The organism is Streptomyces sp. NPDC060198 (genome assembly GCF_042728415.1).
Lineage (GTDB): Bacteria > Actinomycetota > Actinomycetes > Streptomycetales > Streptomycetaceae > Streptomyces.
In genome coordinates this window covers 22,780-33,843 of the sequence record NZ_JBHWZJ010000039.1, presented here as the reverse complement: position 1 = coordinate 33,843, position 11,064 = coordinate 22,780, and the positions used below count along the sequence as shown (strand labels likewise).

General features: G+C 72.8%; 9 protein-coding genes. 6 read left to right on the top strand and 3 right to left on the bottom strand.

Features of this window, described 5'->3' with window-relative positions:
• Positions 1-93 precede the first annotated feature (93 nt).
• Positions 94-1,629 (bottom strand): MFS transporter, encoded by a 1,536-nt coding sequence (locus tag ACFWEP_RS08490; RefSeq protein ID WP_387367605.1) that lies wholly within the window; start codon positions 1,627-1,629, stop codon positions 94-96.
• A gap of 417 nt (positions 1,630-2,046) precedes the next feature.
• On the bottom strand, positions 2,047-2,703 hold the full coding sequence (locus ACFWEP_RS08485) for a TetR/AcrR family transcriptional regulator (protein WP_387367602.1): 657 nt from the start codon (positions 2,701-2,703) through the stop codon (positions 2,047-2,049).
• Between the two features lie 265 nt (positions 2,704-2,968).
• Between ACFWEP_RS08485 and ACFWEP_RS08480 the strand changes: the two genes are divergently transcribed.
• Entirely contained in the window at positions 2,969-4,246 is a 1,278-nt protein-coding gene (locus tag ACFWEP_RS08480) for a M6 family metalloprotease domain-containing protein (protein WP_387367599.1), read from the top strand.
• 266 nt (positions 4,247-4,512) lie between these two features.
• Here the strand turns inward: ACFWEP_RS08480 and ACFWEP_RS08475 are convergent, their stop codons facing one another.
• Positions 4,513-5,163 carry a GntR family transcriptional regulator gene (locus tag ACFWEP_RS08475; protein WP_387367596.1) on the bottom strand — a complete coding sequence of 217 codons (651 nt, stop codon included), beginning with the start codon at positions 5,161-5,163 and terminating at the stop codon, positions 4,513-4,515.
• Positions 5,164-5,500: 337 nt separating this feature from the next.
• On the opposite strand from ACFWEP_RS08475, the gene ACFWEP_RS08470 reads away from it, so the two are divergent.
• Genes ACFWEP_RS08470 through mpaC form a run of 5 tightly spaced genes read left to right on the top strand, consistent with a single transcriptional unit; the run spans position 5,501 to position 10,997 of the window.
• Positions 5,501-6,481 (top strand): LLM class flavin-dependent oxidoreductase, encoded by a 981-nt coding sequence (locus ACFWEP_RS08470; RefSeq protein WP_387367593.1) that lies wholly within the window; start codon positions 5,501-5,503, stop codon positions 6,479-6,481.
• Complete coding sequence (gene mpaB, locus ACFWEP_RS08465; RefSeq protein ID WP_387367590.1) at positions 6,474-7,661, top strand: daptide biosynthesis RiPP recognition protein; 1,188 nt, start codon at positions 6,474-6,476, stop codon at positions 7,659-7,661. Before ACFWEP_RS08470 ends, mpaB begins: the two co-directional genes overlap by 8 nt.
• On the top strand, positions 7,658-8,488 hold the full coding sequence (gene mpaM / locus ACFWEP_RS08460) for a daptide-type RiPP biosynthesis methyltransferase (protein WP_387367587.1): 831 nt from the start codon (positions 7,658-7,660) through the stop codon (positions 8,486-8,488). The genes mpaB and mpaM overlap by 4 nt, the downstream gene beginning before the upstream one ends.
• Entirely contained in the window at positions 8,488-9,792 is a 1,305-nt protein-coding gene (mpaD, locus tag ACFWEP_RS08455) for a daptide-type RiPP biosynthesis aminotransferase (RefSeq protein WP_387367584.1), read from the top strand. Before mpaM ends, mpaD begins: the two co-directional genes overlap by 1 nt.
• On the top strand, positions 9,792-10,997 hold the full coding sequence (gene mpaC, locus ACFWEP_RS08450; RefSeq protein WP_387367581.1) for a daptide-type RiPP biosynthesis dehydogenase: 1,206 nt from the start codon (positions 9,792-9,794) through the stop codon (positions 10,995-10,997). The genes mpaD and mpaC overlap by 1 nt, the downstream gene beginning before the upstream one ends.
• The last annotated feature ends 67 nt before the right edge of the window (positions 10,998-11,064 follow it).

The following is an 11,064-nucleotide window of genomic DNA, read 5'->3' as shown; positions in this document are numbered from 1 at the left end:
GCCGTGGGAACGGCGGGACCGGGGCGGAGATCACCGGGTGCGACCCGGGGCACAGGCCCGGCGCGAACGCCGGAGCCTCGGACGGTCAGCCCGTCAGTGCGCGATCACCGGGATCTTGAACTCGTCCTCTTCGGCGTCACGCGCGCCGCCGCCCTGGCTCACCGGGCCCATGTGGGGCTTGCCGGCGTTGATCAGGGTGAAGGCGATGGCGGAGGCGACCACGAGGATGCCGACCGCCCACCAGATGGCGCTGGCGAAGCCGTCCACCATGGCCTGGAGCTGGAGCAGCTTCGGGTCGGTGGCGGTGGCCGCGTGGTCGGTGATGAACGCGGTGGTGGCGCTGGCGGCGATGGTGTTCAGCAGCGCGGTGCCGATGGCGCCGCCGACCTGCTGCGAGGTGTTGACCATCGCGGAGGCGACGCCCGCGTCACGCGGCTCGATGCCGTGGGTGGCCATGGACATGGCCGGCATGAAGGCGGTGCCCATGCCGAGGCCGAGCAGGACCATGCCCGGCAGGATGACACCGGCGTACGAGGTGTCGATCTCCAGGCGGGTCAGCAGCAGCATGCCGACCGCGGCGAGCAGGAAGCCCGGCCCCATCAGCAGGCGCGGCGGGACGCGGGTCATCAGGCGGGCACCGATCTGCGTGGAGCCCGTGATCATGCCCGCGACCATCGGCAGGAAGGCGAAGCCGGTCGAGAGCGAGCTGTACCCCTTGACCACCTGGAGGTAGTAGGTGAGGAAGAGGAAGAGGCCGAACATGCCGATGACGGCGAGGCCCAGCGAGAGGTAGATGCCACCGCGGTTGCGGTCGGCGAGTACCCGGAGCGGCAGCAGCGGGGACGCGACGCGCGACTCGACCAGGATGAAGGCACCGAGCAGCACGACGGCCGCGACGAACGAACCGACGGTCAGCGCGTCCGACCAGCCGGCCGACTCGGCGCGGGTGAAGCCGTAGACCAGCGAGACGAGACCGAGGGTGGAGAGCAGCACGCCCGGGATGTCGAGCGAGGAGCGGTTACGCGTACCGGCGGGCTCGCGGATGTAGAAGTACGCGCCGACCGCCGCGATGATCGCGAACGGGATGTTGACGAAGAAGGTCCAGCGCCAGTTGAGCGAGTCGGTGAGGAAGCCGCCGAGCAGCAGGCCGACCGCGCCGCCACCACCGGCGATGGCACCGAAGATGCCGAACGCCTTGGCGCGTTCCTTGGCGTCGGTGAACGTCACGGCGAGCAGCGAGAGGGCCGCGGGCGCGAGCAGGGCGCCGAAGACGCCCTGGAGGGCGCGGGAGCCGAACAGCAGCGCCTGGCCGGTGGCCGCACCGCCGAGCGCGGAGGCCAGCGCGAAGCCGATCAGGCCGATGGTGAAGGTGCGCTTGCGGCCGAAGAGGTCGGAGATCCGGCCGCCGAAGAGCAGCAGCCCGCCGAAGGCGAGGGCGTAGGCCGTGATGACCCACTGCTTGTTGGCGTCGGAGATGCCGAGGTCCACCTGGGCCTTGGGCAGCGCGATGTTCACGATGGTCGCGTCGAGCACGACCATCAGCTGGGCGAGGGCGATGAAGGCGAGCGCCTTCCAGCGCCCGGGGTCGGGAGCCGGCACGCCGACGTTCTTCGACAGGGTTTCTGACATGGGGATAGCCACCTAAGGACATGCGCGGGACCGGCGGGACGTCGGACCCGAAGGGTTCGTGCGAGGCACGCGTGGGACGTGACGGGCGTGCGCGAACGCACCCGTACACAGGTGAAGAGAAGAGACGAATCGTTTCGGAACGGCTGTCGGGGCGGGCTCCACGGGACGCGGGGGCGGGCGGTCGGACGCCCGGTGCGGCGGGCGGGCACGGGTGGGAGCGGCGCCGCGCGAGCGGGCGCGCTCCCCGGGTGCGCGGGCCGTGCGGCCCGGCCCCGGTCACCGGCGACGCTGCCGGTCCCGTGGGAAGCGAAAGAAGATACGGGAAAGAACGGAGGGAAACGGGGGAAAAAGTCGGGAAGCGGGAAAACTTCGGACACCAGCGGATCCGGCCGGGCGGTCGAGGGGGTACGTGTGGCGTCAGCGCCGCCGCAGGTCCTCCAAGGTCGCCGCCGAGCCGGGAAGTTCGGAGCGGACCGGGGTCCGCAATCCGTCGAGGAAGAGCTGCAGATGACGGTGGGCGAACTGGTCGATCTCCAGGCAGGCGATGCCGGGGAGGGGCCGGGTGAGCTGGGACAGGGCGATCATGAGGTCACCGACCGCGATGTCGGTACGCAGCAGCCCGGAGGCCATGGCCCGCCGCACGAGCTCCTCGACGGCCCCTTCGAGGTGCAGGCGTTCGGCGAGCAGTTCGGGATGGGCTTTGTCGAACGTCCCGGAGAGCAGGGGGCACAGGGCCCCGACCCGTTCGTCGGCGGCCGCGTGCACGAAGCGGCTGAGCGCGTCGAACGGGTCGCTCTCCTCGGCCATGGCCTCTTCGGCCCGGTCGGCGGTCCGGGACAGCACCGCGAGGACGACCTCGTGCGTCAGTGCGGCCCGGTCGGGGAAGTTCCGGTAGAGCGTGGCGTTGCCGACGCCGGCCCTCCGGGCGACGTCGTCGAGGGCCACGTCCGGGCCGAGTTCGACGAACATCTCCCGGGCGGCCGTGACGATCCGCTCGCGGTTGCGCAGCGCGTCGGCCCGCGGACGGGACGTACGGCGCCGGCATTCCGGTGCGGTTCGAGCGACGGTCTCCACGGCGTGGACCTTCTCCGGTGTACGAGTACGGGCGGCTCCCGGACGAACCGGGGACCGCGTCCCCACTTCCTGGGGACACACGTTCAAACGGGGAAAGGGTCCCCGGTTATTTCACCCGGCCAAGTGAGCTGCGTCACACGCTCACCCGACCGGTAAAACCCTCCGATCGGCTTACCCAACGAGCGGCCCGGGACGAGCGGACAGAGGCTGACGCCAGAGCGCAGTCCGGGTCGGCCGGCTGCCGTGTACCCCGGAGGCGCGCCCCATGCAGCACCCTCGCCGAGGGATACGCAGCTGTCGCCGCCCGCTCGCCCTCGCGGGGGCGACCGCGCTGGTCATCGCCGCTCTGGCCTCCGCGAGCACCGCGCTCCCCGAGGCGAACCAGGTCTCGGCCGGTCCGTCCTCCCTCAGCCACGAGTCCGCGCTCGGCCCCTGCCGGATATCCGCCGCCCTGGGCGTACAGATGTCGGAGGGCATGCCGACGCCGCCGGGATACGCCCGCTCCACCGGCACGGTGCGGGCGCTGAACCTCATGATCGACTTCCCGGACGCGCAGGGCAGCGGGACCGCCGCGGACCGGATGGCGGAGTTCTTCCCGCAGACCTCCGACTGGTTCCGCCGCAGTTCGTACGGCCGGCTGGTCTATGTGCCGCAGGCGCCGGTGAAGGGCTGGCTGCGGATGCCGATGCCGTTCGCCGAGTACGGCATAGAGCGCGGCTCGCCGTACGAACCGGGCTACCGGCAGCTGGTGTCGGACATCGTCGAGGCCGCCGACGCCCGGGTGGACTTCTCCGCGTACGACCTGGTCAACGTGCTGGTCACGCCGAACGCGGGCCCCTCGGCCCTCGACACCGTGCTCTCCGTGACCTTCCCCGACAACGAGGAGGCACCGCGCGCCGACGGCGTGCCGCTGGCCAACACCTCGTTCGTCTACAGCCGCCAGGACGACGGCTCGGGCTCCTACGCCCGGACCGGCTACCGGGTGCTCCCGCACGAGAACGGCCACGTCTTCGGCCTCCCCGACCTCTACACCGCGGAGGGCGGCGGCTCGGTCGGTCACTGGGACATCATGTCCGAGGACTGGGGCGCCAACAACGACTTCCTCGGCTGGCACAAGTGGAAGCTGGGCTGGCTCGACAACGGCCAGATCACCTGCGCCTCGGAGTCCGGCACCACCGAGCACACCCTGGAGCCGCTGGAAACCGAGGGGGGCACCAAGCTCGCGGTCGTACCGCTGAGCGAGGACTCCGGGTACGTCGTCGAGGTACGCACCGCAGCCGGAAACGACGAAGCCGTCTGCCGTCCGGGGGTTCTGATCTACCACGTCGACTCGGACGTGGAGACGGGCCAGGGGCCGGTCTCCGTCGCGGACAGCGCCGGTGACAGCGGCGGCTGCACCCGTCGGCCCAACGTGCACGCCGAACTCTCCGACGCGCCGTTCCAGCCGGGCGAGACCTTCACCGACCGGGCCAACGGCATCCGGGTGTCCGTGCTCGGCGAGGACGGACAGGGCGACTACCGGGTCCGGATCACGCGTTCCTGACCGGAGCCGGTTCGCCGGGCGGGGCGACGGGCCGGGGCCGGCTTCGGGCGGGGCGACGGGTCGGGGCCGGCGACGGGCGCGGCGACGGGTCGGGGCCGGCTTCGGGCGCGGCGACGGGCCGGGGCCGGCTTCGGGCGGGGCGACGGGTCGGGGCCGGCGACGGGCGCGGCGACGGGTCGGGGCCGGCTTCGGGCGGGGCGACGGCCAAGATCGCCCTCCGGACTCCCCCGGCCGCCGGTGCGCTCCCGTCCCGCCGGGTGCCCGGGTCAGTTGCGCAACACGTCGATCACACTGCTGAGATGGGCGCGGACGGCCCGTTCGGCCGCTTGCGGTTCCCCGGCCACGATCGCCTCGATCATGGCCAGGTGTTCACTCAGGGACTGCTGGGGACGACCGGGTCTCAGGGCCAACTGGAACTGATGGCGCACCAGTTGCCCGTTGAGGCGCTCCAGGAGCTCCGTAGCGGTCCGTTGGCCCGAGAACTCCCTTACGTGGGTGTGCAGTTGGTGGTTCAGCTCGGAGTAGGCGAGGGGATCGCCCTCCGCCACCGCCTTGGCCATCGCCTCGCCCAGGACGGTCAGCTCCTCGCGCTGCGCGGCGGTGGCCAGGACCGCCGCCTTGGCCGCGCAGAGCCCTTCGAGCGCCATGCGGCACTCGGTGATGGCCACCGCCTCCTCCACGGTCACCACGCGCACCCGGGACCCTCGGTTACGGATGCGCTCCACCAGCCCCTCCGCGGCGAGATCGATCAACGCCGCACGGATGCTGGCCCGTGTCACACCGAACCGTTCGGCGAGTTCGTTCTCCACCAGCCGCTGGGCCGGCACCATCTCGCCCCGCAGAATCGCCTGCCGCAGCCGGGACAGGGCCAGCTGCTTGGCCTGCTCCCCGCTGCCCGGACTGGCTTCCTCCGACATGCGCGCCCTCCCTGGGTGAGTGCCTGTCGGCGCTCAATCTAATGCCGCGACAGGGCGGACACCGCCCCTCGTGGCACCAGTGCCCCTCCCCGACCCGGCCGTCGCGGGTCCACCCCGGGACCCCCATCCCGCGCCCCGGCGCCCGGGCCCGCGGAGCGGATCGGCGGCGACCGCGCCCGAGCCCTCTCGCGGCCCCTTGGATCAGCGGCACAACCAACCGGGAAACACATGCAGCTTGCTGCAGCGGGGAAGTGCATGAAGCTGCAGCAACACCCCCTCCCCGGAACCGTCGGCTCCGTGAAACTATCCAGCACATTACGAAGGGGGGCGAGAAGACGTGGACTATTCCGTACTGATTCCTTTTCTGCCGCGACGCACCGAACAGGTACTTCCCTACGCGGCCCTGGTCGAATGGACGGGGGCCCGGAGACTCTGGCAGGGACAGAGCCTCCTGATGGAGCCTTTCCAGACTTTCTCCGCCGTGGCGGGTGCGGGATTCCGGGTTCCGACGGGCCTCGGGGTCACCTTGATGCCCCTGCGGCACCCCTTCGAGGCCGCGCACCTCGTCAAGTCCCTGGCGATGGCCACCGGCGAGAGCGTGCTGGCCGGATTCGGCCCCGGCGGCAAGACCTTCCAGGAGAGCCTGCTCGGGGCGCCGTACCGCAGCCAGCTCGGTGCGGTCAGGGAGTACCTGACGATCGTGCGCGGACTGCTCGACGGCGGCGTCGTCGACGTGACCGGCGAGTATTACAGCTGCCGCGCTCAGATGGGACCGGTCATGGCCCCGGAGGTCCGGCTCGGGCTCGGGGTGCTGCGGCCCGGCATGGCGCGGCTGGCCGGTGAGGTCGCCGACGCGGCGATCACCTGGCTGACACCCGCCGCCTACCTGGACTCGGTGGTGCGCCCCGCGCTGCGGGAGGGGGCGGACACGGCGGGCCGGCCGGAGCCGAAGGTGACGGCGATGGTGCCCGTGGCGCTGGAGCGCCCCGGACGCGACGTGTCCGAACTCGTCCTCTCCAGCAATTCCGGGCACATGGTGGCCCCGCATTACGTCGACATGCTGGGCAAGGCGGGGATCGATTACTCGAAAATGGACCCGAAATCGGCGGGACGACTCATGGCCGATGCCGGTGCGTTCATTCACGGGGATATCGAAAGCGTCACCAAACAACTCGACGAATACCGCCTCGCCGGGGTCGATGAAGTCGTCCTCAATCTGACCGGTGTGGCCAATCTCCATGGCCCGAAGGCCGCCATGGAGGATCTGCGGAAAATTCTTACGGCGGTCGGCGCCGATCGGAGGGAAACCCGTGCATGAGGCTCTGATCGGCCGTGCCGGTCTGCATCTGCGGTCCTGGGTCACCGGACGCCGTCTGCTGGGCGACACTCCGGGCGGCGGCACCGCGACCGTGGTCCTGGAGGACGCCGCGCACCTGCCGGCTCTGCTCGCCTCGGACGTGGTCGGCCCCCGGTCCCTGGTGCTCGTGCCGCGCGGGGACGCGGACTTCGCGGAGCCCGGCGGTACGCGGGACACGGGCGAAACGCCCGGAGAGGGCGACGGGAGCACCCACGGGTCGGGCGCCGTCGTGGTGGGCTTCGAGGGCTCGCTCAGCGAGCCGGGCGGCGACGCCTCGATCGGCGGCGCCCTCTTCCTCCAGGTACAGGACTACGGCACCAGCCCGTACATGTCCCTGCTGGGCACCACCCTCGTGCGGGTCGCCGGCGAGGCTGACTTCGAGGCGTTCCTGGCGGACGCCGACCGGGCCCGGCTGGAGGGGGAGTTCGCCGCCTTCGCGGTGAGCCCCGCGGTCCAGCTCGCGGACCTTCCCGCACTGGGCAGCGGCGAGAGCGGCGACGGGCCGGGCACCCGGCTCTGGGTGGCCGCCGACGGCGGCGTGTCGGTGTCCCCGCAGGGCGCCCGGCTGGGCACCGTGGGCGACTCGGCCGCCGCGCTGGACGCCCGGTGGGCCGAGCTCACCGCCGAGGACGCGACCGGCGCCCCGCTCTCCCTCACCACGGCCGTGCCGGAGGGCGTACGTGCCGCGCAGACGGCCGAACGCCCCTGGCTGGCGCGGTACATGGCCGCACTGGACGTGCTGCGCGACCTCCATGTGCACGGGGTCACCGACGTGCGGGTCTCCGGGTTCGGCGGGCGGCTGGTGCCCTCGCTGGAGTCGGTGGACGGCCCGCGCGACGCCGACGACCCGCGTGCGCCCTTCCTGGCCTGGACTCCGGAGGCGGCGTACGTACGCGTACCGGGGCACGACCGGACGTTCCGGCTCGGCCGCCCCGCGGCCGGGGTCGCCGAACGGCTGCTGGTGCACGGTTCCCCCGCCTCGGCGCTGGAGCACGCACGCGCCGAGGCGGGAGGGGACGCACCGGCCCCGCTGACCGAGGCCGCCGTGACGGCGGTGCTTGCCTTCTTCACCGAGCGGGGCGTCCCGCTGCTCCCCGGGGCGGCTTCCGACGCCGCCCCGGCGGAGGTGACCGGCGCGTGACCACGACAGCGACGACTCCGGTACATCCGACCGGACTTGCCGGCGAGGTGCTGGCCGAGTACGGCGACCGGGTGGTGCTGCACGACCTCTACGACGCGGTCGGCGCCCCCGTCTACCACGACCTCGCGGCGGCCGACACCAGCGAGATCCGCGAAGTGCTGCGGGTGGCGCGGGCGATGACCGGCCCGGTACTGGAACTCGCTTCGGGGTCGGGCAGGTTGACCATGCCGCTGCTCGCGCTGGGCCGCGAGGTGACGGCGCTGGAGCTCAAGGCCGAGATGCTGGACCTGTTGCGGGAGCGCCTCGCGGCGGCTCCGGCGGGCGTGCGGGCGCGCTGCGTCCCCGTACAGGGCGACATGGCCGCCTTCGACCTGGGCCGCGCCTTCGGGCTGGTGGTGCTCGGCACCACCTCGGTGTCGCTGCTCGACGACGAGGGCCGGGCCGGGCTGTTCGCGGCCGTGCGTGCCCATCTCGCCCCCGGGGGGAAGTTCCTGTTCTCCACCGTGGACATGGTGGAGCCGGAGGACGGGTCCGCCCTCGCCACCGACCTCGACATCGAGGGCCAGGGAGCCAGTGGCCGGCGGTACCGGATGATCGAGCACTGGCCCGAGGGCGCCCCCGCCCGGCGCGTCACGATCCTGCCGCCCGCGGCGGAGGCCCGGGCTGCCGACCGGATCGAGGTGCTCACCACGTCGATCCGGGTCCTGCCGGCCCTCGCGCTGGAGCGTGAACTCGCGGACGCCGGGCTGCGGATCACCGCCCGGCACACCCTCCCCGCGAGCGGTCCCAGACACCGTGACGTCCTGCTGGAAGCGGAGGCCGTGTGATGGCAAGCGAACTCTGGCCCTCCCTCCAGGCCCCCGCGCTGCACGGCGACGACGAGCTCTGCACGGTCTCCGCGCACGGGGTGCGGGTCCGCTTCCTGGACGGCCGCGAACTCCTCTGCGGCACCAGCGGACTGTGGAACGCGAACCTCGGCTACGGCAACGAGGCGGTCGCAGAGGCCTGCGCCGCCGCGCTGCGGGACGCCTCCTACCTCTCGGTCTTCCGCTACGAGAACGTCTACGCCCGGCGCGCGGCGAGGGAGTTGGTGGAGGCGGCCGGCGAGGACAGTTACGCGCGGGTGATCTTCTCCACCTCCGGCGGCGCCGCCAACGACCTGGTGATGAAGCTCGCGCGGCACCACCACGCACTGCGCGGCCAGGGACAGCGCAAGCTGGTGGTGGGGCTCCGCGACAGCTACCACGGGCTGACCTTCGGCGGGTTCGCGCTCACCGGCGAGAATCTGGGGCAGCCGGTGTACGGGGTCGACCAGCGGCTGATCCGGCACGTGTCGCCGAACGCCCCGGAGGAGATCCGTACGCTGGCCGCCCGGCAGGGCTCGCAGATCGCCGCCGTGGTGGTCGAGCCGGTGCTCGGCACGGGCGCGGTGGCGCTGACCCCCGCTTACGTCGAGACCCTGCTGGAGCTCCGCGAGAAGCACGGGTTCCTGCTGGTCGCCGACGAGGTGGCCACCGGATTCGGGCGCACCGGAAGCCTGTTCGCCTCCCAGCGGTGGCCCGCTCCCCCGGACGTGCTGATCACGTCGAAGGGGCTGACCAACGGGACGAGCGCGGCGGCCGCGGTCCTGGTGTCCGGTGCGGTGGCCGAACCCTTCGACGCCTCCGGCGACGTGCTCGTCCACGGGGAGACCCAGGCGGGCACCCCGGTGACCTGCGCGGCGATCTCCGCCACCCTCGCCGAGATGCGCCGGCTGGACGCGGTCGCCTCGGCCCGCCGCCTCTCGGCACGGCTGGACACCGCGCTGGACGCACTGGTCGCCGGTCACCCCCGGGTGAGCGCGACCACCGGAGCGGGCTGCTTCCGCTCGATCCGGCTCTCCGCCGGCGGGCCCGGCGGCGACGACGTACCGCTGCCGCAGGGAGAGGTCCCCGCACTGGTCGCGGCGATCCGGCGGGCCGGCGCCCTGGTCCACCCCAGCGTCTCCGGGGTGCAGATCCTGCCCGCGCTGACCTACACGGACGAGGACCTCGACGAACTCCTGCGCCGCGTCCGGGCCGGTATCGACGCGCACACGGCGGCTCCCCCGACGGACGCGGCGGCGGTCGGCGCGGGGACTGGGGCGGTCTGATGGAGGTGGTCTGGAGCCTCAGCAGGCACCCGATGACCCGGGTGGCGTACGGCCTGGACGGTCTGTCCAAGTGGCTGCCCCAGCACGAGGGCCGGCGCCTCACCGTCCTCGCGGACTCGGCCGTCGCCGGGGGCGAGGCGGTGACCCGGGTGCGGGAGCGGGCGGTCTGGGCGGGCTGGGACACCGAGTCGGCCGTTCTCACCGGACCCGGCGACCTGGACAGCGTCCAGGAGCTCGCCGGACGGCTGGCCGACAGTGACCTGGTGGTCGCGGTGGGCGGCGGCTCCCTCCTCGACCAGGCGAAACTCGCCGTCCTGCTGCACTCCGACCCGGACGTGCGCGACCGGCTCGCGGTCCGGCACCGCAGCGGGCTCATCCTGCTGTCGGCGGGGTCCGTCCCGTGCCTGCCGCTCGTCTGCGTACCGACGACGGTGGGCACGGGCAGCGAGCTGAGCGGCGCGGTCTGCCTGGCCACACCCACCGGGAAGCGGCTGGTGCTGGGCAACGGGCTCCAGCCCGAGGTGGCGGTCTACGATCCGGCCGCCACCCGGACCCTTCCCCCCGCACTCCTCGCCGAAGGGGTGCTGGAGGTCCTCTTCCGGCTCTCCGGGATGTACGCCGGCGACCTGCGGGAACTCCCGGTGGAGGACGCCTTCGCGCGGACGCTGCTGGGGCTCCTCGTGGGCCTCGGCGACCGGGTGGCGGCAGCGCGGGCGACCGGGAGCGAAGCCGACGACACCCTGCGCCTGGAGATCGCCAAACTGAGCGGGCTGAGCCATCAGCAGTGGCTCAACCTGGGCCGGGAACCCGCCGCCTGCAAGGGCTGGTACCTCGCCAACGAGCTCTCCACCGCTCTCGGGGTCCGCAAGATGACGGCCGCCGCCGCCCTGTTGCCGCCCCTGTGGCGGCGGATCGCGGACGGCGACACCCGCTGGGGTTCCGCGTCCCGGCTCGCCCGGCTCTGGCGGGCGGTCGCGGAGGGGCGGTCGGTGCCGACGCCCGAGGACCCCGTCGTGGGCATCACCGCCCTGCTGGACGACTGGTCCATCGCCCGGGAGCTCCGTGCGACGCCCGAGCGGACCGCGGAGGTGGCCCGCGCCACCATGCGGGCCTGGGGCGACGGGCTGCCGACCCTCGGCGCGCTCGCCCTGCCCGACGTCCGCGCCGCCCTGACGGAGGCGGTACGCACGCCCGTCCCGTCCTGAGCCGGCCCCCGCGGTGAGCCCCCGTCCCCGGGCGGCACCCGCGGTGGAGACCGCTCACCCACAGACT

Bases quoted from the DNA above. Each gene is read 5' to 3' on its own strand.
- ACFWEP_RS08490 (WP_387367605.1), bottom strand. From the start codon at position 1,629: ATGTCAGAAACCCTGTCGAAGAACGTCGGCGTGCCGGCTCCCGACCCC.
- ACFWEP_RS08480 (WP_387367599.1), top strand. From the start codon at position 2,969: ATGCAGCACCCTCGCCGAGGGATACGCAGCTGTCGCCGCCCGCTCGCC.
- ACFWEP_RS08475 (WP_387367596.1), bottom strand. From the start codon at position 5,163: ATGTCGGAGGAAGCCAGTCCGGGCAGCGGGGAGCAGGCCAAGCAGCTG.
- mpaD (WP_387367584.1), top strand. From the start codon at position 8,488: ATGGCAAGCGAACTCTGGCCCTCCCTCCAGGCCCCCGCGCTGCACGGC.
- mpaC (WP_387367581.1), top strand. From the start codon at position 9,792: ATGGAGGTGGTCTGGAGCCTCAGCAGGCACCCGATGACCCGGGTGGCG.